The sequence below is a fragment of the Microbacterium sp. GXF7504 genome (assembly GCF_054798235.1).
The window spans coordinates 536,249-559,320 of sequence record NZ_JBSJZI010000003.1 but is presented as its reverse complement, the minus strand read 5'-3'; the positions used below and the strand labels follow the sequence as shown (position 1 = coordinate 559,320).

General features: G+C 70.2%; 29 protein-coding genes. 12 read left to right on the top strand and 17 right to left on the bottom strand.

Translation table 11 applies throughout. The features are described from left to right. Positions 1-21: 21 nt before the first annotated feature. Complete coding sequence (locus ACWAUO_RS10050) at positions 22-1,971, bottom strand: type I restriction-modification system subunit M (protein WP_460775101.1); 1,950 nt, start codon at positions 1,969-1,971, stop codon at positions 22-24. Positions 1,972-2,107: 136 nt separating this feature from the next. Between ACWAUO_RS10050 and ACWAUO_RS10045 the strand changes: the two genes are divergently transcribed. After that, a complete protein-coding gene (locus tag ACWAUO_RS10045; protein ID WP_460775100.1) occupies positions 2,108-3,373 on the top strand; it encodes a type I glutamate--ammonia ligase in 1,266 nt (421 codons plus the stop codon). A 6-nt stretch (positions 3,374-3,379) separates the two neighbouring features. Here ACWAUO_RS10045 and ACWAUO_RS10040 read toward each other — a convergent pair whose 3' ends face one another. From ACWAUO_RS10040 to ACWAUO_RS10020, 5 genes are all read right to left on the bottom strand, one after another. Beyond that, entirely contained in the window at positions 3,380-3,604 is a 225-nt protein-coding gene (locus ACWAUO_RS10040; RefSeq protein WP_460775098.1) for a PLDc N-terminal domain-containing protein, read from the bottom strand. 79 nt (positions 3,605-3,683) lie between these two features. Continuing rightward, positions 3,684-4,373 (bottom strand): SDR family oxidoreductase, encoded by a 690-nt coding sequence (locus ACWAUO_RS10035; RefSeq protein ID WP_460775097.1) that lies wholly within the window; start codon positions 4,371-4,373, stop codon positions 3,684-3,686. A 19-nt stretch (positions 4,374-4,392) separates the two neighbouring features. After that, positions 4,393-4,974 carry an IMPACT family protein gene (locus ACWAUO_RS10030; RefSeq protein ID WP_460775095.1) on the bottom strand — a complete coding sequence of 194 codons (582 nt, stop codon included), beginning with the start codon at positions 4,972-4,974 and terminating at the stop codon, positions 4,393-4,395. A gap of 30 nt (positions 4,975-5,004) precedes the next feature. Beyond that, positions 5,005-5,460 (bottom strand): aromatic ring-opening dioxygenase LigA, encoded by a 456-nt coding sequence (locus tag ACWAUO_RS10025; RefSeq protein WP_460775093.1) that lies wholly within the window; start codon positions 5,458-5,460, stop codon positions 5,005-5,007. Between the two features lie 67 nt (positions 5,461-5,527). Next, on the bottom strand, positions 5,528-5,809 hold the full coding sequence (locus ACWAUO_RS10020) for an alpha/beta fold hydrolase (RefSeq protein WP_460775092.1): 282 nt from the start codon (positions 5,807-5,809) through the stop codon (positions 5,528-5,530). Between the two features lie 167 nt (positions 5,810-5,976). Between ACWAUO_RS10020 and trxB the strand changes: the two genes are divergently transcribed. The 5 genes from trxB to ACWAUO_RS09995 are packed head-to-tail and all read left to right on the top strand — an operon-like array spanning position 5,977 to position 9,781. Further along, positions 5,977-6,951 (top strand): thioredoxin-disulfide reductase, encoded by a 975-nt coding sequence (trxB, locus tag ACWAUO_RS10015; protein ID WP_460775091.1) that lies wholly within the window; start codon positions 5,977-5,979, stop codon positions 6,949-6,951. Further along, positions 6,948-7,274 (top strand): thioredoxin, encoded by a 327-nt coding sequence (gene trxA, locus ACWAUO_RS10010; RefSeq protein ID WP_460775090.1) that lies wholly within the window; start codon positions 6,948-6,950, stop codon positions 7,272-7,274. The genes trxB and trxA overlap by 4 nt, the downstream gene beginning before the upstream one ends. Continuing rightward, complete coding sequence (arsB, locus tag ACWAUO_RS10005; RefSeq protein WP_460775088.1) at positions 7,271-8,359, top strand: ACR3 family arsenite efflux transporter; 1,089 nt, start codon at positions 7,271-7,273, stop codon at positions 8,357-8,359. Before trxA ends, arsB begins: the two co-directional genes overlap by 4 nt. After that, entirely contained in the window at positions 8,356-9,360 is a 1,005-nt protein-coding gene (locus ACWAUO_RS10000) for a metalloregulator ArsR/SmtB family transcription factor (RefSeq protein ID WP_460775086.1), read from the top strand. Before arsB ends, ACWAUO_RS10000 begins: the two co-directional genes overlap by 4 nt. Positions 9,361-9,376: 16 nt before the next feature. Beyond that, positions 9,377-9,781 (top strand): arsenate reductase ArsC, encoded by a 405-nt coding sequence (locus ACWAUO_RS09995; protein ID WP_460775084.1) that lies wholly within the window; start codon positions 9,377-9,379, stop codon positions 9,779-9,781. 248 nt (positions 9,782-10,029) lie between these two features. Here ACWAUO_RS09995 and ACWAUO_RS09990 read toward each other — a convergent pair whose 3' ends face one another. Beyond that, positions 10,030-10,311 carry a putative quinol monooxygenase gene (locus ACWAUO_RS09990; RefSeq protein WP_460775083.1) on the bottom strand — a complete coding sequence of 94 codons (282 nt, stop codon included), beginning with the start codon at positions 10,309-10,311 and terminating at the stop codon, positions 10,030-10,032. A 242-nt stretch (positions 10,312-10,553) separates the two neighbouring features. Between ACWAUO_RS09990 and ACWAUO_RS09985 the strand changes: the two genes are divergently transcribed. After that, the gene (locus ACWAUO_RS09985) at positions 10,554-10,967 is read left to right on the top strand and encodes a DUF1801 domain-containing protein (RefSeq protein WP_460775081.1); all 414 of its coding nucleotides are present in this window, start codon (positions 10,554-10,556) and stop codon (positions 10,965-10,967) included. 76 nt (positions 10,968-11,043) lie between these two features. Continuing rightward, entirely contained in the window at positions 11,044-11,445 is a 402-nt protein-coding gene (locus ACWAUO_RS09980; protein WP_460775080.1) for a hypothetical protein, read from the top strand. 162 nt (positions 11,446-11,607) lie between these two features. Here the strand turns inward: ACWAUO_RS09980 and ACWAUO_RS09975 are convergent, their stop codons facing one another. The 5 genes from ACWAUO_RS09975 to ACWAUO_RS09955 all read right to left on the bottom strand — a co-directional run bounded on the left by ACWAUO_RS09975 (position 11,608) and on the right by ACWAUO_RS09955 (position 15,642). Beyond that, positions 11,608-12,165, bottom strand: coding sequence for a TetR/AcrR family transcriptional regulator (locus ACWAUO_RS09975; protein WP_460775079.1), 558 nt, complete (start codon positions 12,163-12,165; stop codon positions 11,608-11,610). Positions 12,166-12,551: 386 nt separating this feature from the next. Then, positions 12,552-12,761: a hypothetical protein gene (locus ACWAUO_RS09970; protein ID WP_460775077.1), complete on the bottom strand. Its 210-nt coding sequence runs from the start codon at positions 12,759-12,761 to the stop codon at positions 12,552-12,554. A gap of 51 nt (positions 12,762-12,812) precedes the next feature. Continuing rightward, positions 12,813-13,634: a siderophore-interacting protein gene (locus ACWAUO_RS09965; RefSeq protein WP_460775076.1), complete on the bottom strand. Its 822-nt coding sequence runs from the start codon at positions 13,632-13,634 to the stop codon at positions 12,813-12,815. Between the two features lie 70 nt (positions 13,635-13,704). Further along, positions 13,705-14,778 carry a redox-regulated ATPase YchF gene (gene ychF / locus ACWAUO_RS09960; RefSeq protein ID WP_460775075.1) on the bottom strand — a complete coding sequence of 358 codons (1,074 nt, stop codon included), beginning with the start codon at positions 14,776-14,778 and terminating at the stop codon, positions 13,705-13,707. A gap of 36 nt (positions 14,779-14,814) precedes the next feature. After that, entirely contained in the window at positions 14,815-15,642 is an 828-nt protein-coding gene (locus tag ACWAUO_RS09955) for a class I SAM-dependent methyltransferase (protein WP_460775073.1), read from the bottom strand. A gap of 7 nt (positions 15,643-15,649) precedes the next feature. Between ACWAUO_RS09955 and ACWAUO_RS09950 the strand changes: the two genes are divergently transcribed. From ACWAUO_RS09950 to ACWAUO_RS09940, 3 genes are all read left to right on the top strand, one after another. Continuing rightward, the gene (locus ACWAUO_RS09950) at positions 15,650-15,814 is read left to right on the top strand and encodes a hypothetical protein (protein WP_460775071.1); all 165 of its coding nucleotides are present in this window, start codon (positions 15,650-15,652) and stop codon (positions 15,812-15,814) included. Positions 15,815-15,917: 103 nt separating this feature from the next. Continuing rightward, positions 15,918-16,505, top strand: a complete 588-nt coding sequence (locus tag ACWAUO_RS09945) for an exonuclease domain-containing protein (RefSeq protein WP_460775070.1) — start codon at positions 15,918-15,920, stop codon at positions 16,503-16,505. Between the two features lie 222 nt (positions 16,506-16,727). Further along, positions 16,728-18,041, top strand: coding sequence for a DNA recombination protein RmuC (locus ACWAUO_RS09940; protein ID WP_460775069.1), 1,314 nt, complete (start codon positions 16,728-16,730; stop codon positions 18,039-18,041). A gap of 3 nt (positions 18,042-18,044) precedes the next feature. Here ACWAUO_RS09940 and ACWAUO_RS09935 read toward each other — a convergent pair whose 3' ends face one another. After that, on the bottom strand, positions 18,045-18,227 hold the full coding sequence (locus ACWAUO_RS09935) for a UDP-N-acetylmuramyl pentapeptide phosphotransferase (RefSeq protein WP_460775067.1): 183 nt from the start codon (positions 18,225-18,227) through the stop codon (positions 18,045-18,047). A gap of 221 nt (positions 18,228-18,448) precedes the next feature. After that, positions 18,449-19,435 carry a class II fructose-bisphosphatase gene (glpX, locus tag ACWAUO_RS09930; RefSeq protein ID WP_460775066.1) on the bottom strand — a complete coding sequence of 329 codons (987 nt, stop codon included), beginning with the start codon at positions 19,433-19,435 and terminating at the stop codon, positions 18,449-18,451. 183 nt (positions 19,436-19,618) lie between these two features. Here glpX and fbaA point away from each other — a divergent pair, with 183 nt between their 5' ends. Continuing rightward, positions 19,619-20,647: a class II fructose-bisphosphate aldolase gene (gene fbaA, locus ACWAUO_RS09925; protein WP_460775065.1), complete on the top strand. Its 1,029-nt coding sequence runs from the start codon at positions 19,619-19,621 to the stop codon at positions 20,645-20,647. 175 nt (positions 20,648-20,822) lie between these two features. Here fbaA and ACWAUO_RS09920 read toward each other — a convergent pair whose 3' ends face one another. Genes ACWAUO_RS09920 through ACWAUO_RS09910 form a run of 3 tightly spaced genes read right to left on the bottom strand, consistent with a single transcriptional unit; the run spans position 20,823 to position 23,004 of the window. Then, a complete protein-coding gene (locus tag ACWAUO_RS09920) occupies positions 20,823-21,371 on the bottom strand; it encodes an MOSC domain-containing protein (RefSeq protein ID WP_460775064.1) in 549 nt (182 codons plus the stop codon). After that, complete coding sequence (locus tag ACWAUO_RS09915; RefSeq protein WP_460775062.1) at positions 21,371-21,967, bottom strand: DUF6264 family protein; 597 nt, start codon at positions 21,965-21,967, stop codon at positions 21,371-21,373. Before ACWAUO_RS09915 ends, ACWAUO_RS09920 begins: the two co-directional genes overlap by 1 nt. Continuing rightward, on the bottom strand, positions 21,964-23,004 hold the full coding sequence (locus tag ACWAUO_RS09910) for a 4-hydroxy-3-methylbut-2-enyl diphosphate reductase (RefSeq protein ID WP_460775265.1): 1,041 nt from the start codon (positions 23,002-23,004) through the stop codon (positions 21,964-21,966). Before ACWAUO_RS09910 ends, ACWAUO_RS09915 begins: the two co-directional genes overlap by 4 nt. Between the last annotated feature and the right edge of the window lie 68 nt (positions 23,005-23,072).

Genomic DNA, 23,072 nt, shown 5'->3' with positions numbered 1-23,072 from the left:
CAGCCAGTTCCGCCCGTGGATTCATCGTTCCACCTCCGCGAGCATCGCGCGGAGCTCGTCCATGACGCGTTCGAGGTCGCGGTCGATTTCCTCGAGGGGACGCGGTGGCACGTACTGGTAGAAGTGGCGCGTGAAGGGGATTTCGGCGCCGTCTTTGGTCTTCGTGTGGTCGACCCAGGCGCTGGGGGCGTAGGGGAGCACTTCGCGGGCAACGTACTGGTCGATGTCTTCGTCCCACGGCACGTTCTCGGTGTCGCGCAGCGAGGTGTCGGGTTCGGGGTTGCCCTTGGCGTCGCGGCAGATGTCGGCGGTGTCGTCCTGCTCGCCGAGCTCCATCGTCACCGCCTTCAGCAGCGGCGCCGGCAACGTGAGACCTTCGGCCTTCGCGGCATCCTTCAGTGCTTTGTGGAACTCTGCACGGTTGGTCCACACCTTGTCTGATCCGAGTCGGTCGAGCGCGGCGCGGAGGGCGGCGGCATCCGTCTCGTTCAGCTTCTGCACGGTCTTGGCCTCGAACACGGTGTCGATGCGGTCGGAGGTCGCCTGCCAGCTCAGCTGCAGCGGACGCTCGACCGTGATGGTGCGGTAGAGGAAGTCTTCGTTGCGGAAGATCTTCGAGTGCTCGTCGGCCTCGAATCGGGAATACAGCTCGACGATGGTGTGGATGTTCTCGGCGGACAGTTCGTTGCGCTTGGAGCCGAGGCCTTTGCGAAGTTTGGTGAACATCTCGCGGGCGTCGATGAGCTGCACCTTGCCGCGGCGTTCGTCCTGCTTGCGGTTGGTGAGGACCCAGATGTAGGTGGAGATGCCGGTGTTGTAGAACATGTCCTTCGGCAGGCCGATGATCGCCTCGACGAGGTCGTTGTCGAGTAGCCACTTGCGGATGTTCGACTCGCCGCTGCCCGCGCCGCCCGAGAACAGGGGCGACCCGTTGAGGACGATCGCCATGCGCGAGCCGCCGTCCTCGGGTTTGCGCATCTTCGACACGAGGTGGAGGAGGAACAGCATCGCCCCGTCGCTGACGGTCGGGGTGCCGGGGCCGAATCGGCCTTTGAACCCGAGCTTGTTGTGCTCGTCTTCGACGACGGCGCGCTGGTCTTTCCAGTCGACGCCGAAGGGTGGGTTGGACAGGCCGTAGTCGAACTTCTTGTCTTCGAAGGCGTCTTCGGTGAGGGTGTCGCCGAGGGCGATGTTGTCGACATCCTGACCCTTGATAACCATGTCGGCTTTGCAGATTGCGTAGGAGGCGTCGTTGTAGTCCTGCCCGTACAGGCTGAGCTGGATGCCGGGGTTCGCACGCCGCAGGTACTCGTCGGCGACCGACAGCATGCCGCCCGTGCCCGCTGTCGGGTCGTAGATCGAGCGGACGACACCGGACTTGGTGAGCGCGTCATCGTCGAGTGCGAAGATCAGCTGCACCATCAGCGAGATCACCTCACGCGGGGTGTAGTGGTCGCCGGCGGTCTCGTTTGAGCGTTCATTCGCCCACCGGATGAGCTCCTCGAACACGAGCCCCATCTGGATGTTGCTGACGGTGCGCGGGTGGAAGTCTGCTTGGGCGAACTTCTCCGTGACGGCGAAGAGTTTGTTCTTCTCGGCGAGTTTGTTCAGCGTCTTGTCGAACTCGAATCGCTCGAAGATGTCACGCACGTTGGACGAGAACCCTGCCAGGTACGCGGCGATGTTGGAACGCAGGTCCTGCGGATCGGCGACAAGCTTGCCGAAGTCAAACGCGCTGGTGTTGTAGAACTGGTGCCCCGCTGCCTCGGTGAGCTTCATGTGCTGCAGCACATCCGGCAGGTCGGCTACCGAGGGGGCCACCTTGAGTACTTCGGCCTTCGTGTCGGCAAGGACTGCGTCGAGTCGCCGGAGGACGGTGAACGGCAGCACGACCGACCCATACTCGGACGGCTTGAAGGGGCCCCGAAGAGACTCGGCGATATTCCAGATGAAGTTGACGTGGTTGACCACCGGTGAAGCACTCCCCTAGGCGAACACATGGGGCATTTTGTCCCCCACCCTCATCCTCGCCCAAGATGCGTGGGCACACTCGCGCGTCGGGGAGCGTGTCTCGCGCGCTCCGCCAAGAGCCCGCTACGTTCATCTCATGTCCGTCACCGCCGACGAGCAGCTGCTGATCGGGTCTCTGATCGACCCGGGAGGTGTCGCGCGCGCGAAGGCGGTTCCCGCTGCGCGTACGCACGAGTTCGCGACCTCCGGGATGGGCGCCTCACCGAGTTGGAACGTGTTCCGCGCTGACGATCAGCTGGCGTTCACGCAGCGGTTCTCCCCCGCCGGCGACATGCGGCTGCGGATCGTCGCCGAAGCCGCTCGCGCGCTGGGCGACGGGCTCAGCTGGGGTCCCGTCACCGCTCACACGCTGGACGGTGACGTCGATCCCACCTGCAGCCGCTCTGTGCTCGCGCGAACAGTGGCCCGGCTACAGGATGCGGGCATCACCGCATCCGTCGGGCACGAGCTGGAGTTCCAGCTCTTCCCGAACGCCCCGGCGCCGAACGAGGGTTGGTCGGCGTACGGCCTCCGCGCCGTCGCCGACCACGCGACGTTCCTCCAGCTCGTGCTCGCGCGAGCGCGAACCGCCGCGCTCGACATCGTGCAGATGCACGCAGAAGCGGGGCCGAACCAGTTCGAACTGTCGATCGCACCGAGACCGCCGGTCGAAGCAGCCGACGACCTCGTGCTCGCCCGGCTCATCGTCGGGCTCGCAGCGCGCGACACCGGCTACGGCGTCTCGTTCTCGCCGCTCCCTGAAGCCGGCGCCGCGGGGAACGGCGCGCACCAACACCTCTCGCTGCACGCCGACGACGGCCCGCTGTTCTCCGGTGGCGACGGGCCGTACGGGCTCACGGACCGCGGTGCTGCGGCGATCGCCGGCATCCTCGCGACGCTGCCCGACATCGGCGCGGTCCTCGCAGGGTCTCCGCTCTCCGCAGAGCGACTGAAGCCGGGCATGTGGTCCGGTGCGACCTGCCGGTGGGGGCTCGAGGATCGTGAGGCCACGGTCAGGCTCGTCGCCGCGACAGCGGGCACGCCGTCCGGCGCGAACATCGAGATCAAGCCGATCGACGCGTCAGCGAACCCGTATCTTGCGACCGCGCTCATCCTCGGCGGCGCGCTCGACGGCATCAAACGAAACGCACCGCTTCTGCCCGAGGCATCCGACGATGCCCCGTTGCTTCCCACCGACACGAACGAGCAACTCGCCCGGCTCGAACGGTCACCCATCGCGAACCGCGTACTGGGACCGGAGCTCGTCGAGGCGATCACCGCCGTCCGCCGACTCGAGCACGAGACGTGGAGCGAGCGCGGCGTCGAGGAACGCGCGGAGCGGTTCCGCTTCACCTGGGGCTGAGCGGCCTCACCTGCGGTGTTTGATCCCTACCAGGAAGTAGGCGGCGGGGCCGATCCAGTTCACGAGGATCGCCGGGATCCACGCCGGCTTCGGCCCGCGGATCTCTGAGGCGTCGCGGAACGCGAGGTCCCAGAACGCGAGGAACGCGAACGCGACCTGCACGATCCCGAGCAGGCCGAGACCGATCTTGCCGCCCGTCGACACCGTGGCATCCGTCTTCGTCGTCATCATCGACCTCCCCTTGAGTGGATGAGGTCAGGCTAGCGAGTGAGGATGCGTTTCGTCTCGCCTCGCGCGTCGATCGACGCCGTCAAACGCCGGGGCGGATGTGCAGCTCGGGCACCTGCGCGTCGCGGGGCATGTCGAGGGCGGTGAGGATGCCGGCGACCACCGACGCCGGGTCGATGAACGCATCCGGGTCGTAGGCCTTGCCCTCCTGCTCGTGCACGCGCTCCTGCATCGGCGTCGCCGTGCGCCCGGGGAACACCGACGACACCCGCACGCCGTGCGGCGCCTCCTCCTGCCGCAGCGAGTCGGCGAGCGCCTTCAGCCCGTGCTTCGACGCCGCGTACGCCGACCACTCCGGCGCGGCACGCAGTCCGGCACCGGAGTTCACGAACAGCACCTGCCCCTTCGTCGCGCGGATCGCGGGCAGCAGGATGCGGGTGAGCTCGGCCGGACCGATGAGGTTCACGTTCAGCTGCCACTCCCACGACGACACCGGCAGGTCGGCGACCGGCCCGAGGTCGACGACACCGGCGCCGTGGATGAGCGCGTCGACCCGCTCGGGCAGCCGCTGACCGGCGAGCGCCGACGCGATGGTCGCGGGCACGTCGAGGTCGGCCACCAGCGTCGTCGAGCCCGGGAACCGGTCCTCGAGCTCCTCCGCACGCTCGGCGCTGCGGGCGACGAGCACGAGGTCGTCACCTCGCTCGCGCAGGCGCGTCGCGAGCGCCGCCCCGATCCCCGAACCTGCACCGGTCAGCACGTGGAGAGCCATGGGTTCATCGTCCCATGCGTCAGCCCCAGACGGCCCGCCCCTGCGACACGTCGTCGATCCGCGCGGCGACCTCGGCGGCGCGGTCCTCGGCCAGCTCGAACGCGATCGTCACGCCCTCGCCGTGCTGCACCTCGCCGAGTGTCGCCCCGTGCGCGTCGAGCTCGCGGCGCACCAGCCCCTCGAGGGCGTACGGCACGGTCACGCGGAGCGTCCGGGTGCGCACGAGCGGCACGCGCTCCGCATCCGTGAGGGCCTGGGCGACGGCATCCGTGTACGCGCGGACGAGTCCGCCGGCGCCGAGCTTCACGCCGCCGAAGTAGCGGACCACCGTCGCGAGCACGCCCTCGAGCTCCTGGAACCGCAGCACGTCGAGCATCGGCCGTCCGGCGGTGCCGCTCGGCTCGCCGTCGTCGACCGCGGCGGAATGCCCGCCCGCCATGAGCGCCCAGCAGATGTGCCGGGCGTCCGGATGCTGCGCCCACAACTCCTGCACGCGCGCGACCGCCTGCTCTCGCCCGGAGACGGGTTCGACGCAGCCGATGAAGCGGCTCTTCTTGATGAGGAGCTCGCTGTGCACGGGCGCGGCGAGGGTGAACGGCATCCGTTCCAGTCTCCCACTGACGCTGCGCGGTCAGCCGCGGCGGAGCACCCGCCCGGTGACGAGGAAGAACGCACCGAGCCCTGCGACGAGCGCGCTCACGCCGTACGCGAGCACCGACGTCATGAGCGAGGTGCGCAGCGACGCCGCGGTCGACAGCGCCGCGCTCTGCCCGCGCAGCTTCCGCTCCTCGTCGCTCCCCTTCTCGACGGTCTTCAGCTCCTCGCTGATGTCGGCGAACGTCTTGCCCGCCGACCCGCGCTCGGCGTTCCGCTTGATCACGAGCGCCTCAGCGTATGCGGTGACCGGCCCCTGCACGGGCTTGCCCGGCAGCACGTCGGCGTCATCGGGCACCGAGATCTTCTCGGCGCCCAGCTGCTGGGTCACGACCGCCCACGCGGCGGCACCGCCCGCGAGCAGCAGCGTGCCGGCAGCGGTCGTGAGGCGACCCACGGTGACGAGAGCGGATGCGGACTGCGAAGACGTCATGGCGTCCTTTCGGGTGACGGATGAGCTCGACAGCATCCTGCCAGCAACCGGACGCGTGATGCGCATGTCAGCGCGCCGCGACCTGGGCGGCCCAGTCGCGCAGCAGCGCGCGGACCGCATCCGGTGCGTCGATCGAGAGATTGGGCCCGGCACGGTCGAGCATGGCGTAGGTCGCGCGCGGCAGCCGCTGCGCGAGCGCCCACTGGTCCTCGACCCCGACGACCGAGTCCTGCCGCCCCGTCACGATGAGCACCGGGCGGTCGAAGGCGTCGAGCCGCTCGTCCGGGAGCTCGGGCAGCGCGTACTCGCGGGCGAGATGCGCCATGGCGCGGACGTCGGCTGCGCGCACTGGTAGGTCCGATTGTTGAAGAGTGCACTTTTCGCGCTTCTTCGTCGATGATGCGGAGGTCGCGCGCAAAGGGCGTTGATGGTCATGCCTGAGCACGGCAGGTGAACATCCGGTGGCAAAGCCATCGCGGACTCTCGGATTGATTCGATAGATGTCAATATAGAAGCATGTCGAACCAAGAAGTCGAACTGGTCATCGTGGGGTCCGGTCCCGCGGGGTACACGGCCGCGGTCTACGCGGCGCGTGCGGGGCTCGAGCCGGTGGTGATCGCGGGTTCGGTGACCGCGGGCGGTGCGCTGATGACGACGACCGAGGTGGAGAACTTCCCGGGTTTCGTCGATGGTGTGCAGGGGTCGGAGCTCATGGAGTCGATGCGGGCGCAGGCGGAGCGGTTCGGCGCTCGGATCGTCTACGACGACGCGATCCGCCTCGAGCTCGACGACGACGTGAAGACCATCGAAACCGGTGCAGGGGCGACGTACCGGGCACGCGCAGTGATCCTCACGATGGGTTCCGCGTACCGGAAGCTCGGCCTTCCCGGGGAGGAGCGCCTGTCCGGGCACGGTGTGTCGTGGTGCGCGACGTGCGACGGGTTCTTCTTCCGCGAGCAGGAGATCGTCGTGGTCGGCGGCGGGGACTCCGCGATGGAGGAGGCACTGTTCCTCACCCGGTTCGCGTCGAAGGTGACCGTGGTGCACCGCAGGGACGAGTTCCGGGCGTCGAGGATCATGGCGCAGCGCGTGCTCGATGATCCGAAGATCGAGGTCGCCTGTAACAGCGAGGTCGCCGCGATCCTCGGCGACGAGCAGGTCACCGGGCTCACGCTGCGCGACACCGTCACCGGAGCCGAGCGGAGGCTCGACGCGACGGGGGTGTTCGTCGCGATCGGGCACGACCCGCGCTCCGAGCTCGTGACCGGGCAGGTCGACACCGACGCGGACGGGTACGTGCGGGTCGCGCACCCGTCGACGAGGACGAACCTGGCCGGGGTGTTCGCGGCCGGGGATCTCGTCGATCACACGTACTGGCAGGCGATCACCGCCTCGGGCACGGGCTGCGCGGCGGCGCAGGACGCCCAGCACTACCTGTCGAACCTCGCACCCGCCACCGTTTCCGAGCTTGCTTTGGAGGTCTCCGCATGAGCACCGTCACACCCGTCACCGACGCCACCTTCCAGGCGGAGGTGCTCGAGTCCGAGCTGCCGGTCGTGGTCGACATCTGGGCGACCTGGTGCGGCCCGTGCAAGGCGATCGCCCCGATCCTGGACCATCTCGCCGGCGAGTACGCGGGCCGGGTGAAGATCGTGAAGGTCGACGCCGACCAGAACCCCGAGACCGTGACCGCGGCCGGCGTGACCTCGATTCCGACCCTCGGCTTCTACCGGAACGGGGAACGGGGAGACGTGCTGATCGGCGCGCACCCGAAACCCGTCTACGCGGCGAAGATCGAGGAGCTGCTCGCATGACCGACACACTGACCCGCACCGCCCCAAAGCGGCTCTCCACCCTCGATAAGTGGCTGCCGCTGTGGATCGGCCTCGCGATGGTCGCGGGCCTCCTGCTCGGCCGTTTCGTGCCCGCGCTCTCGGGCGCGCTGTCCGCGATGGAGGTCGGCGGGATCTCGATCCCGATCGGGCTGGGCCTGCTGGTGATGATGTACCCGGTCCTGGCGAAGGTCCGCTACGACAAAGTCGCCGCCGTCACGGGCGACAAGAAGCTTCTTGTCTCCTCGCTCGTGCTGAACTGGCTCGTGGGGCCCGCGGTGATGTTCGCGCTCGCGTGGATCTTCCTGCCCGACCTGCCGGAGTACCGGACCGGGCTGATCATCGTGGGGCTGGCCCGCTGCATCGCGATGGTCGTGATCTGGAACGACCTCGCGTGCGGTGACCGGGAGGCGACCGCGGTGCTGGTGGCGATCAACTCGGTCTTCCAGGTCGTGACGTTCTCGGTGCTGGGCTGGTTCTACCTGACCGTGCTGCCGGGCTGGCTGGGGCTGGATGCGCAGGGGCTGGAGATCTCGGTCTGGCAGATCGCCTTGAACGTGCTCGTGTTCCTCGGTATCCCGCTCGTCGCGGGCTTCGCGTCCCGGTTCGTCGGTGAGAAGCGCAAGGGGCGCGACTGGTACGAGGAGAAGTTCCTCCCGAGGATCGGGCCGTGGGCGCTCTACGGGCTGCTGTTCACGATCATGCTGCTGTTCGCCCTGCAGGGCGAACAGGTCACCTCCCACCCGATGGACGTCGCCAGGATCGCGCTGCCGCTGCTGGTTTACTTCGCGCTGATGTGGTTCGCCGGCATCCTGCTGGGCAAGGCACTCGGCCTGGGCTACGCGCGCTCCACGACGCTCGCGTTCACCGCCGCGGGCAACAACTTCGAGCTCGCCATCGCGATCGCGATCGGCACCTTCGGCGCGGCATCCGGCCAGGCCTTGGCCGGGGTCGTCGGCCCGCTCATCGAAGTGCCCGTGCTCGTGGGCCTCGTCTACGTCTCACTCTGGGCCGCGAAGGCCTGGTTCCACACCGACCCCTACGCCACCGAATCGAGGACGTCATGACCGACACGACCGTCATCTCTGACGCCGACACGTGCGCACCGTCCACGGCGCACGCGATCGGCACCGAGGTCGCCACGACCGTGGCCGGGGCACTGAAAGCGCTCGCTGACCCGCTGCGGCTGCGGATGCTCTCCGCGATCGCGACCGACCCGCGCGGCGAGTCCTGCGTGTGCGACCTCGCGGACCTCGCCGAGGTGTCGCAGCCGACCGTTTCGCACCACTTGAAGGTGTTGAAGGAGACCGGGATGCTGCTGTCCGAGCGGCGCGGCACCTGGGTGTACTACCGCATCGCACCGGGCAAGCAGCGCGCCGTCGCGGCCCTCCTCGACGCGTTCGCTCCCGCCGCGGCCGTCACCGACGAGCCCGAAGACACCGCAGCACGGGCCGAGGCCCTGCAGCAGATGGACGCCCGCGTGACCCGCCTCGCCGATGAGCTCGCGGACGAGCTGTCCGGGCTGAATCGGGACCTCGTGATCGCGATCGTACGCGAGTCCTACGCCAGCCTGGTGCGTTCGGCCAAGCTGACCGCGCACATGATCCCGCTGACCGAACGGTTCGCCCGGCAGCGCCTCGCCGACCTGACGCGGGACCGCTCGGCCGGGGTGCCGCAGGTGTTGTTCGTCTGCGTGCAGAACGCGGGCCGCTCCCAGCTCGCCGCCGCGATCGTCAACCAGCTCGCCGACGGCCGCGTCGTCGCACGCTCCGCAGGATCCACCCCGGCGTCGGACGTGCACCCGCACGTGCGCTCGCTGCTCACCGAGATCGAGGGCGCGCAGGAGGCCGAGACGGCGTTCCCGAAGCCGCTCACCGATGACGCCGTGCGCGCGGCCGACGTCGTGGTCACGATGGGCTGCGGCGACGTCTGCCCGATCATCCCCGGTGTCCGCTACGAGGACTGGGCCGTGGGCGACCCTGCGCTGGCCTCGCCCGAGGGCGTCGAAGCGATCCGTCAGGACATCGAGGGCCGCGTCCGCGGCCTCCTCGCTACCCTCACCGACTGAAAGAAGCGAAAGAACCATGACCGACCAGAAGCCTTCCGTCCTCTTCGTCTGCGTCCACAACGCCGGGCGCTCCCAGATGGCCGCCGGCTATCTCCGCGAACTCGCAGGCGGCCGCGTCGAGGTCCGTTCCGCCGGATCCATGCCCGCCGACCAGATCAACCCGGTCGCCGTCGCGGCCATGCGCGAGGAGGGCATCGACATCACCGCCGAGCAGCCGAAGGTGCTCACCACCGAAGCGGTGCAGGACTCCGACGTCGTGATCACCATGGGCTGCGGCGACGCGTGCCCGTTCTTCCCGGGCAAGCGCTATGAGGACTGGACGCTCGACGATCCCGCCGGGCAGGGCATTGAGTCGGTGCGCCCGATCCGGGACGAGATCAAGGGCCGCGTCGAAACGCTGCTGGCGGAACTGCTCGGCTGAACCGAGCCCCTTCCTGTTGTCCGCGACTCAGCGGCCAGCGGGTGCCATGCCGAGCTGGATGCGCTGCGGCGCAGGGGCGCAGCAGGACCCGGCTGAACTAGGTCGGTGCGCGGCGTGGGTCGCTGCCGCCGGTCGCTGCTCCGGATTGCCGCCGGCACGGCCCGGCCGAGTGCGCACCCGTTTCGTGAGGGGGTATCCGATCGGGTGCGCGCTCGCGAAACGGGTGCGCGTTCGCGAGTGGGCGCGGCTCAGTCGGCCTCGGTGACGTTGTACTCGCGGGCGATCCCGGCGGTCGCGCGACCCCACTCACTCGCGGCGACCCGTGCCTGGTGCGCGTCGAAGGCGGCACGGTCGGCGAACAGCTCGGCGACCTCCCACACCAGCGGATCGGCGGTCGCCGTGACCTCGAACCGCAGACACCCCGGCTCGGCACGGCTCAGCGCGGTGTGCAGCGGCAAGTGCCGCACGACGGTGGCGGCAACATCCGTGTCCGCGCAGACGAGACGTCCGCGGAGTTCGACCTGGCCCATCCACGGAGCGTACGCGGCCGAGCACCCGCACCCGCCCCAACTGCATGTGGTCTCGAGTGATGGATGCGGTCTCGGCGGTGTGTGCGGAACAGCGACCCCCGCCGGGCGCACCCACCCCGCCCGAGTGCGCATCCGTTTCGTGAGGGAGTATCCGATCGGGTGCGCGCTCACGAAACGGGTGCGCACTGGCGAACGGTCGCGCCGTGCACACCGGGGTGCGGCATCCGTATACGCTCGACGGCATGAGCGACGAGGCACCGAGGCTGCTGTCGGGCGGGAACCCGCAGATCCCGAAGGGCGACGGCGATGCGCCCGTGCAGGCGTACATCGCGGCGATGCCGGAGTGGAAGAGCGACATCGGGCGCACGCTCGACCGGCTCATCGCCGAGAGCATCCCCGATGTCCGCAAGGCCGTGAAGTGGAACCAGCCGTTCTACGGCACGGACGGCGAAACGTGGCTGCTGAGCTTCCGCTGCTTCACGAAGTACGTGCAGATCGCGTTCCACCGCGGCACGTCGCTCACCCCGGAACCCCCGAAGGCGTCGAAGCACCCCGAGGTGCGCTATCTCGACATCCGCGAGACGGACGACCTCGACGAGGCGCAGCTGCGCTCGTGGTTCGAGCAGAGCGGGAAGCTCCCCGGCGAGAAGCTCTGAGCCGGCACGGCATCGCCGCCGGCACGGCACCGCCGTGAGCGGGACGGAGCCGCGGGCAGGACCGAGCCGCTACGGTATGGCCGTGCCGTTCGTCCTCGCCTTCACCGTCGTCCTCGGTCTGCTCGCGGTCTTCCAGCTCGCGCTCGCGCTCGGCGCACCGCTCGGCCACTTCGCGTGGGGCGGCAAGGACCGCGTCCTCCCCGCCGGCAGACGTGTCGCGAGCCTGGTCGCGATCCTCGTCTACGCCGTCATGGCGCTCATCGCGTGGGACCGCATCGGGTTCCTCGAGGTGTTCCCCGACCTCTTCAGCGTCATCGCGATGTGGGTCGTGTTCGCATACCTCCTCTTCGGCGTCCTCGCGAACCTCGCATCCCGCAGCCGCCCCGAGCGCCTCACGATGACGCCGGTCTCGCTCCTCCTCGCCGTCTTGGCGTTCTTCGTCGCGATCGGTTTCGGCTCCTACGCCGTCCTCGCGTGACGCGCAGCGGATGCGGCCGGCACTCCGCCGCATCCTCCGACCGCCGAGCGCTGACCGCGCCAGCGCGCATCCGTTTCGCGACCGCGCATCCGATCGGGTGCGCACTCACCGAACGGATGCGCACTGGGCCGAAGCCTCGAACCCACATCGGGTGCCGTGGGATCAGCCGCGCAGGAGCCCGTCGACGAGCACACCGGTCATGCGGCCGCCGTCGGGGCCCTCACCGGCGAGGCGGCTGAGGGCGAGAATGAGGTCTTCGGCGGTGACGTCGGCCCGGATCGTCCCCGCGACGGCGCCGTCGTCGAGGATGCGCTGCACCCGGGGGGCGAGGGTGCCGAGGAAGTACGCGGGGAGCGACTGGTACGCGGGGTCGCCGGAGTGCAGCGCGTCCTTCAGCCCGCGCTTGGTCGAGACGAACCGCGCGAAGCCCTCTGCCCACAGCCGCAGCGCCTCGGCGGGCGGATGCTGCGCGCCGAGCTCCTCGGCGGCGAGCGCCGTGGCGTCCACCTCCAACCGGAACACCGCGATGATGAGGTCCGACCGCTGCGGGTAGCTGCGGTAGATCGTCCCCACGCCGACGCCCGCCCGTGCGGCGATGTCGCGCATCGGGGTGTCGACGCCCGTCTCCGCGAACGCCGCCTTCGCCGCCTCGAGCACGGCTTCGGCGTTGCGGACCGCATCCGCTCGACGACGGGGCGACACGGCCGTGGGTTCGGTCATGCAGACTCCTCTTCACAATCGGAACAGCGTTCCGCATAGTTCCGGAATACCGTTCCGCTTCAGCGTAGCGCTCCCATCCCCCGATCTCCAGGAGTCCACATCATGCGCTACCGCCCTCTCGGCCGCACCGGCATCCACGTCTCGCCCTTCGCGCTCAGCGCGATGATGTTCCGCTCGTTCGGCAACAGCGACCAGGACGACATCGACCGGAGCGTCGGTCGCACCCGGCCCGGCGCTCCCCACGCCCCCACCGCCGAGCCACCCCCTTTCCTGCGACCCACCCCGTTGTCTGCATCAGATACAGGGGTGGTTCGATGGAAGAGGGGTGGCTCGGCGGCGGATGCGGCCGGCGCACGGAGACGCCGGGGTCCCGTGGACTGCGCGCCTCAGGCGATCGCGGCGCGGACGATCGCTGCGATGCGTCGCTCGGTCACCTCGTCGACGGCGTCGAAGTACCACGCCGCCGGCATCAGCATCCCCTCGGTGCCGCCGGCCGGGCGGAGCTCGACCTTCTCGGTCAGCGCGAGGTTGACCCGCTCGTCGTCACGCAGCGTGATGAGCGCCGGCGCACCCGCCGACCGCGCGTACACCGGCATGCCGTACCAGATGCGCGGTTTGAGCTCGGGCCCGCCGCCCTCACAGGTGGCTCAGCTGGTCGCGGCCCGGCCGTGGCGCCAGTAGCCGACGAAGTCCACGTGCCGTTTCGAGACCCCTCGTTCGTGCACGAGGTGACGGCGCGCGCCGGTCGCGAGCGCGGACTCGCCGATGGTGTGGGCGTGCACCACACCGTCGGGCAGCGCCGTCGCCATCAGGGTCTGCAGCGCGAGTTCGCCGGGCTTCGCGCCCGCATCCGCCGACTCGCTCCGGACGACCCACCTGATCTCCATGCCGTCCGGTGCAGGGAACGCCTGACGGTCATCGGCGGTGGGCACCTCGATGATCGCGAGGCCGACGGCGTCCTGCGGGAGCGAGCCGCAGATACCCGCGACAGCGGGCAGCGCCGTCTCATCGCCCACGAGGAGGGTCCAGTCGTGCGGGTGGTCGGGCGTGAATCCGATGCCCTGGTCGAGGAAGCCGACGCGGTCCCCGGGCTCCGCCTCCAGCGCGAATCGGGCAGCAGGTCCGATGTTCCCGTCGTCGTCGACGTGGATGACGAAGTCGATGTCCACCTCACCCAGCTCGGGGCGCACGTCGCGCAGCGTGTAGGCGCGCACCCACGGCCGTCGCGCGCGCGGCGTCGCGAGGTACTGCACGTACCAGCCGATCTCGGTGGTGCTGCTGGGTAGCGCCAGGACGTCCTGCCCCTCCCGTGTGAAGAACAGGCGGCACCAGTGGTCGGCGCCGCGCGGCTGGAGGCCCGCCAACCCGCCGAGGGTCACGCGGACGAAGTGCTCGCTCAGCCGCTCGCTCCGGACGACGTGCGCCACGATGAATTCGCGCTCGGACGGCGTGTTCTTCTTCCTACCCACGAGGTAAGCCTAGCCTTACCCGACCCGCGGAACGGATGCGGGGGGGGACAGCCGCCCGAGCCAGGCGCGCTCAGACGTTGAAGCGGAACTCCACCACGTCGCCGTCCTGCATGACGTACTCCTTGCCCTCCATACGGGCCTTGCCCTTGGCGCGGGCCTCGGCGACCGAGCCGCACTCGACCAGGTCGTCGAAGGAGATGACCTCGGCCTTGATGAAGCCGCGCTCGAAGTCGGTGTGGATGACGCCGGCGGCCTGCGGGGCCTTCCAGCCCTTGCCGATCGTCCAGGCGCGCGCCTCCTTCGGACCCGCCGTGAGGTAGGTCTGCAGGCCGAGCGTGTCGAAACCGATGCGGGCGAGCTGGTCGAGACCCGACTCGTCCTGACCGGTCGCGGCCAGCAGCTCGGCGGCATCCTCGGGGTCGAGGTCGATGAGCTCCGACTCGATCTTCGCGTCGAGGAACACCGCCTGCGCGGGCGCCACGAGCGCGGCGAGCTCGGCCTTGCGGTCGGGGTCGGTGAGGACGTCCTCGTCGACGTTGAAGACGAAGATGAACGGCTTCGCGGTGAGCAGGCCCAGCTCCTTGATGGGGGCGAGGTCGATCCCGGATGCGGAGAGGAGCACGCCGCGCTCGAGCGCGTCCTTCGCGGCGACGGCCGCTTCGAGGACGGCCGGGTCGGTCTTCTTGCCCCGCACCTCCTTCTCATAGCGGGTGATCGCCTTCTCGAGGGTCTGGAGGTCGGCGAGCTGCAGCTCGGCGTTGATGGTCTCCATGTCGTTCTTCGGGTCGACCTGACCGTCGACGTGCACGACGTCGGAGTCGGCGAACCCGCGCACGACCTGCGCGATGGCGTCGGCCTCACGGATGTTCGCGAGGAACTGGTTGCCCAGGCCCTCGCCCTCGCTCGCGCCGCGCACGATGCCGGCGATGTCGACGAACGACACCGCGGCGGGGAGGATGCGCTCCGACTTGAAGATCTCGGCGAGCTTCTCCAGGCGCGGGTCGGGCAGGTTCACCACGCCCACGTTCGGCTCGATCGTCGCGAACGGGTAGTTCGCGGCGAGCACCTGGTTCTTGGTCAGGGCGTTGAACAGGGTGGACTTGCCGACGTTGGGCAGTCCGACGATTCCGATGGTGAGGGCCACGGGAGTCCAGTCTACGTGGCGGATCTCCGCGAGCCGTCAGGGGCGGACGGCCCGGTACGCGTGCGTGACGTACGGCAGCTCGACGACCGCATCCCCCACCGCACCGATCTCGCCGCACAGGGCGCCCAGCGCCTGCTCGATGCGCGCGCGCTCCGCCGGCTCGGCGGTGATCACGTGGCTGCGCGAGCGGGCCATCGCGAACAGGTCCGCACGGGTCACGGGGCGCGACCAGGTCCAGGTGCGCACCTCGAGCCCCGCGAACGGCTCCCCCACGCTCGGACCGTCGCCGTCGATGAGAGCTTCGGCATGACTGCCGCGCATCGCCTCGGTCAGCCGGCGCACCCAGTCGACGCTCCCGTCACGGATGTTCCAGACCAGCCCGAGCACGCCGCCGGGGCGCAACACGCGGCCGCACTCGACGGATGCGGCCGCCACGTCGACCCAGTGCCACGCCTGACCGAACACCACCGCGTCGACCGCAGCATCCGCCAGCGGGAGCGATTCCGCCCGCCCGGTGAGCGTCGGGACGTCGGGGAGGTTCGCGCGGAGCGTGGCGAGCATCGCCGGGTCGGGGTCGACCGCCGTGGCCGCCGCCCCCAGGTCGACGAGCACGCGGGTGAGCTTGCCGGTGCCGGCGCCCACGTCGACGACCGTGACCGGGCTGCGCGCCTCGACCGGCTGCAGCAGCCACCGCACCGCATCCGGCGGGTACGACGGGCGACCCGCCTCGTACTCCTGCGCGGCGCCGCCGAACGACGTGGACAGCTCCTCACGACCCACCATGGCGCCGACGATACGCCCGCCCGACGACATGCGGATGCGGGTGGCGAGCCCCTTCCGTTCCGCCACCGACGGGCCTAGCATGCGGGCCATGATGACGGACGAACTGACGCTGGAGCAGACGGTCCTGCAGGTCCGCTCCCGCCTTGCCACGCTGCCGATCGGCTCCACCGAGTACACGGAGACGAAGACACGACTCGGTCACCTGCTCGAGGCGCTCGCCCGCGTCCGCGGGCAGTCCCCCGGCACGGACTGACCCCCCGCCGCGCAAAGGCCCGGCGCTCGCATCGGACGACCGACGCGCCGGGTCTTCGGCGTGCCTGGGCACGATCGCGGGATGCTGCGGCGAGGGTGGAGTCGTGCCACTGGATTTCACCGCGATCGACTTCGAGACGGCGAACGCATCCAGCGCCTCCGCGTGCAGTGTGGGTCTCGCCCGCGTCCGCGACGGCGTGATCGTCGAGACCGCGGGCTGGCTCATCCGCCCGCCCGCCGGGCACGACCGCTTCTTCGACCTGAACATCGGCATCCACGGCATCCGCCCGGAGGACGTGATCGGCGCGAAGAGCTGGAGCGAGCAGCTCGACGACCTCGTCGCCTTCGCCGGTGACGACACCCTCGTCGCGCACAACGCCGGATTCGACATGGCGGTGCTGCGCCGCGCCTGCGAGGCGACCGGCGACGCCTGCCCGCCGTACCGGTACGCCTGCAGCCTGCAGGTCTCGCGCAAGCTCTACGAACTGCCCTCGCACCGGCTGCCGATCGTGGCCGCCCACGCCGGGTTCGGCGAGTTCGCACACCACGACGCGACCGCCGACGCCGCCGCCTGCGCGCACATCATGACGCACGCCGCGCGCCTGCAGGGCGCCGCCGACATCGAGACCCTCATCGCGTCCTGCGGCCTGAAGGTCGGCGCGATCGAGATCGCCGAGGTCGTCGCGACGTAGGGCGCGCGCGACGGTTCACCGCCCCATCCGGGCCGGCCGCCGCATCCCGGCGCCGCATCCGGGTCGGCCGCCGCATCCGCGCGCCGCCTCCTCCACGGGCGTGTCCCACGTTCTGCGGAACATGTCCCACTTCCTGCAGCTATGGGCACCGCAAAGCGGCAGGAAGTGGGACATGCTCGCGGGGGTCCGGGCGATGTCGGAGGCCCCGGGCACACTCGAAGCATGGATGCAGTGCTCATCACCCTCGTCGCGGTCCTCGCGCTCGTCATCGGCGCCGCGGGCGGGTGGTTCGCCGCGTCCGGTCGCGCGTCCGCGTCGCGGGCCGACGACCTCGCGAAGGTCGCCGCCGCCGAGGCGACCGCGCGCGCGGCACTGCAGCAGCTCGATGAGGCCCGGCGGGAGCGCGAGGCGCAGCACGAGCGCGAGGCACGGGAGCAGTCGGTGCTCCGTGCGCTCGCCCCGGTGCGCGAGAGCCTGTTCGACATGCAGCGCAAGGTCGAAGACCTCGAGCGCGATCGGCACAACCAGTACGGCGCCCTCGCCGAGCAGCTGCGCCGCGCGCAGGAGGCCGACGAGTCGCTGCGCCGCACGACCGACTCCCTCGCGAGCGCGCTGCGCTCCTCCAGCGCCCGCGGCGTCTGGGGCGAGACGCAGCTGCGCCGCATCGTGGAGGCCGCGGGCCTGACCCGCCACGTCGACTTCGACCTGCAGTCCGGCATGACGACGGATGCGGGTGCCGGCCGCCCCGACATGGTGGTGCGGCTTCCCGGCGGCAAGGCGATCGCCGTCGACGCGAAGGTGCCGCTGGACGCGTTCCTCGAAGCGTCCGAGATCTCGGATGCCGCGGGCGGCGCCGAGGGGGCACGCCGTCAGCAGCTGCTGGCGAAGCATGTGAAGGCCGTCCGCGCACACGTCGACGCGCTCGCGAAGCGGGCGTACTGGAATGGGCTGGAGAGCAGTCCCGAGTTCGTCGTCTGCTTCCTCCCGAGCGAGTCGCTGCTCTCGACCGCGCTCGACGCCGATCCGGGCCTGCTGGAGTACGCGTTCGGCCGCCGCGTCGCCCTCGCCTCCCCGGTGAACCTCTGGGCGGTGCTCAAGACCGTGGCGTACACCTGGACGCAGGAGGCCGTGTCGGAACAGGCGCGGGAGTTGTTCACGCTCGGCAACCAGCTGTACGACCGCCTCGGCAGCATGGTCGGGCACGTCGACGATCTGCGCCGCGGCCTCGAACGCACGGTCGACAGCTACAACCGGTTCGTCGGCTCCCTCGAGACGCGCGTGCTCGTCAGCGCCCGGAAGTTCCCCGGCATCGACGAGACCCGCCTGGCCGCGACCACCACGCCGCCGCTCGTCGAGCACCGGCCGCGGTCGCTCAGCGCACCCGAGTTCGCCGAAGCGCTCGACGGCGTGACGAAGCGCGTGGACGCGGAGCCCGTGGGCGCACAGACGTCCGACGCGGATGGGGTGGACGCGGAGCCCGCTGATGCGGATGCGGTGGGCGCGCAGGCGTCCGACGCCGAAGCGTCCGCCGGCTGAGGCTTACGCGCCGCCGGGGACGAAGCTGAAGAGGAAGATCACGACGGCGGAGACACCGACGAAGGCGCCGACCATCCACCACGGGCTCGCCTGCTGCCCCTCTTCACGACGGACGCGGAACAGCACGTCGGGTCGGCGGGCCGGGTCGATCTGCGCCTGCGGCGCGACGGCCGCGTTGGCCTTCACCGCGTTGGCGACAACGGCATGTGCACCGGTGCGAGGTGCGGAATCGTTCGCCGGATTCGACACTCGGATCCCTCTTCTCGGTCGACCCACCAGGGGCAGGCGCCATCGATCGATGACACCCACCATTGTGCCAAACGAAAGCTGAACGCCCCCGGAGGTTGACATCGCGATCCGGTCACGACACCCCGTCGAGGGGCGCTCGACCGGTCGTCACGAACCGGTCAGAGCCACTTCGAGACGAGGTGGTCCGAGCTGATCCGGCGGAGCGTGCCCGACGCGCCGCGGAGCACGACGCTCTCGGTGTAGACGTAGCCGTCCTCACGGCGCACGCCCTTCACGAGCGCGCCGTCGGTGACGCCCGTCGCGACGAAGATCGTGTTGTTGCCGCGCACCAGGTCGTCCGCCTCGTACACGTGGTCCATCTTCAGCCCCGCGTCGATGCCGCGCTGACGCTCGTCATCCGTCTGCGGCCAGAGCCGGCCCTGGATGTGGCCGCCGAGCGCCTTGATCGCGCACGCCGTGACGATCCCCTCCGGGCTGCCGCCGACACCGACGCACATGTCGGTACGGGCGTCGTGCCGCGCGGCATTGATGCCGCCGGCGACGTCGCCGTCGCTCATGAGCCGCGTGCCGGCACCCGCATCCCGGATCTCCTGGATGAGCTGCGCATGGCGGGGACGGTCCAGCACCGAGACGACGATCTCCTCGACCGGCTTGTCCATGGCCTTCGCCAGCCGCCGGATGTTCTCGCCGATCGGCAGGCGGATGTCGACGACGCCCACCCCGGCGGGGCCGGTGACGAGCTTGTCCATGTAGAAGACGCTGGACGCGTCGAGCATCGTGCCGTGGTCGGACACCGCGAGCACCGACAGCGCGTTGTTGCGGCCGGCGGCCGTCAGCGAGGTGCCGTCGATCGGGTCGACCGCGACGTCGCACTGCGGCCCACGGCCGGTGCCGACCCGCTCGCCGTTGAAGAGCATCGGGGCGTCGTCCTTCTCGCCCTCGCCGATGACGATCACGCCGTCGAAGTTCACCGTGGTGAGGAACGCGCGCATCGCGTCGACCGCCGCACCGTCGGCCTTCTCCTTCTGGCCGCGCCCGATCCACGGCACCGACCGGATCGCGGCCGCCTCCGTCGCTCGGACCAGCTCGAGGGCCAGGTTTCGGTCGGGATGCAGCGGACTCATGTCGGCGGTCAGGCTCACCATGGCCCCACCCTAATCACGCGGCCGTGGGCTGTTCGAGGTCTTTCCGCCAGATTCGCCGGAAGGATCCGCGAAAGTTTCCGCACCGTCACGAGAACCGGCCGGACGCGCCCGGCTCCCCTCCCCTCAGCCGGAAAGGGCCGCTTCGATAGAGTTGACGTGAGATCCCAGAGCTAAGGAGCTGACATGCCCGTCGCCACCCCAGAGCAGTACGCCGAGATGCTTGACCGCGCGAAGAACGGCGGCTTCGCGTACCCCGCCATCAACGTGTCCAGCTCGCAGACCATCAACGCAGTGCTGCAGGGCCTCACCGAGGCCGGCTCCGACGGCATCCTGCAGGTCACGACCGGTGGCGCCGACTACTTCGCCGGTCACACCGTCAAGGGCCGCGCCACGGGCGCACTGGCCATGGCGCGCTACGTCACCGAGGTCGCCAAGAACTACCCGATCACGGTCGCCCTGCACACCGACCACTGCCCGAAGCCGGCGCTGGAGGACTTCGTCCTGCCGCTCATCGCCGAGTCGGAGAAGGTCGTCGCCGAGGGCGGCAACCCCATCTTCCAGTCGCACATGTGGGACGGCTCGGCCGTGCCGCTCGACGAGAACATCGCGATCGCCAAGGAGCTCCTCCCCCGCATGAAGGCGATCAACGCCATCCTCGAGGTGGAGATCGGCGTCGTCGGCGGCGAGGAGGACGGCGTCAAGCACGAGGGCACCAACGACGCCCTGTACACCACCACCGGTGACGTCGCCCAGGTCGTCGAGGCGCTCGGCCTCGGCGAGGACGGCCGCTGGATCGCCGCGCTCACCTTCGGCAACGTCCACGGCGTCTACAAGCCCGGCAACGTCAAGCTGAAGCCGGAGCTGCTCGGCGAGATCCAGGAGGGTATCGCCGCGAAGTTCGGCACCTCGGCGAAGCCGCTCGACCTCGTCTTCCACGGCGGCAGCGGCTCCACCGACGAGGAGATCGCCACCGCGGTCGCCAACGGCGTCATCAAGATGAACATCGACACCGACACCCAGTACGCGTTCACGCGCTCGGTCGCCGGGTTCATGTTCACCAACTACGACGGCGTCCTGAAGGTCGACGGCGAGGTGGGCAACAAGAAGGTTTACGACCCGCGCGCCTGGGGCAAGGTCGCCGAGTCCGCCATGGCCGCCCGTGTCGTCGAGGCGACCCAACAGCTCGGCTCCCACGGCAAGAGCCAGTCGTAACCCATCAGCACCACACGGATGCCGCGGCCCTCGGGTCGCGGCATCCGTCGTTCTCGGGGGCCCGTGTGTGCAGAACTCAGGACGGATGGGCCACGGAACCCCGCGAGCAGCGTGATCACGCGGCGGGTCTCGGAATGTCCTGAGTTCTGAACACCGGAAGACGGATGCGGCGGCCTCAGCCCGCGAACACCTCGCGGACGGTCGGGGCGCCCTCGGGGCGCGACAGCACTTCGATCGGGTCGCCGGCGGCGACCACCCCGGCGCGCACGACCCGCAGGTACGGGCCCGGACGCTGCGCCTGCGTGAACCGCCTCACCCAGCCGCGGGTCTCGGCGCCGCCCACCCACCGGGCGAACGTGCCGCAGGCGGTGCGCGGCTCGGTGACCTCGAGGATGAGCCGGTCGCCGACCGCCCAGCGCTCCCCGATCACGGCGTCGTTCACGGCGATCCCGGACGTGCGGAGGTTCTCGCCGAACCAGCCGTGCGGCAGCTCGCGGCCGAGCTGCTCCTCCCAGTACGCGGCGTCCTCGTCGGCGTAGGCGTAGATGGCCCGGTCGAGCCCGCCGTGGTGCTTGCGGTCGCACTGCACGTCGGCGTACACCCCGTACCTCCCGACGCGGACGGGCTTTCCCACCGGCCGCTTGTCGATGCCCGTCACCCCGACCCAGCCGGTGTCGCGGCGCAGCTCGTGCACCGCGCAGACGGCGAGGACGGTGCCGGGCATCAGGGGGTCCGGACGGCGACGGACTGGATCGCGCTCCACACCGCCGGGTCGGTCATGAGCGGCATGATGAGCAGCACCGACGAGATCATCGTGAAGACGATGCCGGCGGTCAGCGGGATCCAGAACGAGACGCGGCCGGCGCGGAGGTTCAGCCACGACAGCGCCGCGGTGGCGACCCAGCCGACGCCGAGGATCAGGTTCGAGGCGAGCACCCAGCCGCGCGCGGCGCCGGGATCGCTGAGCGTCGCCTCCGCGCCCATCGTCGCGAGCAGCGTGTCTGCGAAGGCGGCGTAGTCGGCGACCGCGGGGATCGTGGTGAGCACGGTGAACAGCCCGTAGGCGAGCAGCGCGATCGTGATGACGCGGTCGAGCACCGACCCGCGGCGGGCGGATGCGGCGGCCACCGACTGCGCACCGGCCGCCGGGGCGACGGGCGCGGGCGGCACGGCGGCGACCTCGGCCGGGGTGACGCCGGCGGAAAGCGCCTCGCTCACGGCGGGCTCCTTGATGCGGGCGCGCTGCTCCTCCGGCGTCGCGTACTCGCCGTACTTCGGTCGGGGCCGGCCGTCGGGGCCGATCTCGGGTGCGTAGCTCACGCGCGGCTCCGACCGCCGAGGGCGCGCTCGTCGCGGCGACCCGACTGGTCCTGGCGGAGCTCCTTGGGGAGCGAGAACATGAGGTCCTCCTCCGCGGTGCGCACCTCCTCGACATCGCGGTAGCCGGCGTCGGCGAGCGATTCGAGCACCTCCTGCACGAGCACCTCCGGCACGGACGCGCCGCTGGTGACGCCGACGGTCTCGACGCCCTCCAGCCACTCCTGCCGGACCTCGTCGGCGTAGTCCACGCGGTACGCGGCCTTCGCGCCGTGCTCCAGCGCGACCTCGACGAGACGGACGCTGTTCGAGGAGTTCGCGGAGCCGACGACGATCACGAGGTCGGCACCGGTCGCGACCTTCTTGATCGCGACCTGGCGGTTCTGCGTGGCGTAGCAGATGTCGTCGGAGGGGGGGTCCTGGAGCTCGGGGAACCGGGCCCGCAGGCGACGCACGGTCTCCATGGTCTCGTCGACGGAAAGGGTGGTCTGCGACAGCCACACGACGCGCGACGGGTCGCGCACCTCGACCGTGTCGGCCTCGTCGGGCGAGTTCACGATCGTGACGTGCTCGGGCGCCTCACCGGCGGTGCCCTCGACCTCCTCGTGGCCGAGGTGGCCGATGAGCAGGATCTCGAAGTCGTCGCGGGCGAAGCGCACGGCCTCGCGGTGCACCTTCGTCACGAGCGGGCAGGTCGCGTCGATCGCCTGCAGCCCGCGGTCGGATGCGGCGTTGACGACCGCCGGCGACACCCCGTGCGCGCTGAAGACGACGTGGGCACCCTCGGGCACCTCGTCCACCTCGTCGACGAAGATCGCGCCCTTCGCCTCGAGCTCGGTGACGACGTGGATGTTGTGCACGATCTGCTTGCGCACGTACACCGGGGCACCGAACCGCTCGAGCGCCTTCTCGACCGCGACGACGGCGCGGTCGACGCCGGCGCAGTAGCCGCGGGGCGCCGCCAGCAGCACCCGCTTGGTCCCGGCGACGGGGATATCCTGAAGGCGTCCGCGGCGGGCAGGGACCCGCGGAACGGGCAAGTGGACGGCAGGGGTGCTCACCCCACGATTCTACGGGCGACGCCCTGAGCGGGGGCCGAGCACCGGCG

Excerpts from the sequence above, each read along its gene's own strand:
- ACWAUO_RS09975 (WP_460775079.1), bottom strand. The coding sequence starts at position 12,165 with ATGACCGAACCCACGGCCGTGTCGCCCCGTCGTCGAGCGGATGCGGTC.
- arsB (WP_460775088.1), top strand. The coding sequence starts at position 7,271 with ATGACCGACACACTGACCCGCACCGCCCCAAAGCGGCTCTCCACCCTC.
- trxA (WP_460775090.1), top strand. The coding sequence starts at position 6,948 with ATGAGCACCGTCACACCCGTCACCGACGCCACCTTCCAGGCGGAGGTG.
- ACWAUO_RS09950 (WP_460775071.1), top strand. The coding sequence starts at position 15,650 with ATGATGACGGACGAACTGACGCTGGAGCAGACGGTCCTGCAGGTCCGC.
- ACWAUO_RS09985 (WP_460775081.1), top strand. The coding sequence starts at position 10,554 with ATGAGCGACGAGGCACCGAGGCTGCTGTCGGGCGGGAACCCGCAGATC.
- ACWAUO_RS09955 (WP_460775073.1), bottom strand. The coding sequence starts at position 15,642 with ATGCTAGGCCCGTCGGTGGCGGAACGGAAGGGGCTCGCCACCCGCATC.
- ACWAUO_RS10030 (WP_460775095.1), bottom strand. The coding sequence starts at position 4,974 with ATGCCGTTCACCCTCGCCGCGCCCGTGCACAGCGAGCTCCTCATCAAG.
- ACWAUO_RS10045 (WP_460775100.1), top strand. The coding sequence starts at position 2,108 with ATGTCCGTCACCGCCGACGAGCAGCTGCTGATCGGGTCTCTGATCGAC.
- ACWAUO_RS09990 (WP_460775083.1), bottom strand. The coding sequence starts at position 10,311 with ATGGGCCAGGTCGAACTCCGCGGACGTCTCGTCTGCGCGGACACGGAT.
- ACWAUO_RS09920 (WP_460775064.1), bottom strand. The coding sequence starts at position 21,371 with ATGCCCGGCACCGTCCTCGCCGTCTGCGCGGTGCACGAGCTGCGCCGC.
- trxB (WP_460775091.1), top strand. The coding sequence starts at position 5,977 with ATGTCGAACCAAGAAGTCGAACTGGTCATCGTGGGGTCCGGTCCCGCG.
- ACWAUO_RS10025 (WP_460775093.1), bottom strand. The coding sequence starts at position 5,460 with ATGACGTCTTCGCAGTCCGCATCCGCTCTCGTCACCGTGGGTCGCCTC.
- fbaA (WP_460775065.1), top strand. The coding sequence starts at position 19,619 with ATGCCCGTCGCCACCCCAGAGCAGTACGCCGAGATGCTTGACCGCGCG.
- ACWAUO_RS09995 (WP_460775084.1), top strand. The coding sequence starts at position 9,377 with ATGACCGACCAGAAGCCTTCCGTCCTCTTCGTCTGCGTCCACAACGCC.
- glpX (WP_460775066.1), bottom strand. The coding sequence starts at position 19,435 with ATGGTGAGCCTGACCGCCGACATGAGTCCGCTGCATCCCGACCGAAAC.
- ACWAUO_RS10000 (WP_460775086.1), top strand. The coding sequence starts at position 8,356 with ATGACCGACACGACCGTCATCTCTGACGCCGACACGTGCGCACCGTCC.
- ACWAUO_RS09970 (WP_460775077.1), bottom strand. The coding sequence starts at position 12,761 with ATGCCGGTGTACGCGCGGTCGGCGGGTGCGCCGGCGCTCATCACGCTG.
- ACWAUO_RS09980 (WP_460775080.1), top strand. The coding sequence starts at position 11,044 with ATGGCCGTGCCGTTCGTCCTCGCCTTCACCGTCGTCCTCGGTCTGCTC.
- ACWAUO_RS10035 (WP_460775097.1), bottom strand. The coding sequence starts at position 4,373 with ATGGCTCTCCACGTGCTGACCGGTGCAGGTTCGGGGATCGGGGCGGCG.
- ACWAUO_RS09940 (WP_460775069.1), top strand. The coding sequence starts at position 16,728 with ATGGATGCAGTGCTCATCACCCTCGTCGCGGTCCTCGCGCTCGTCATC.
- ACWAUO_RS10040 (WP_460775098.1), bottom strand. The coding sequence starts at position 3,604 with ATGATGACGACGAAGACGGATGCCACGGTGTCGACGGGCGGCAAGATC.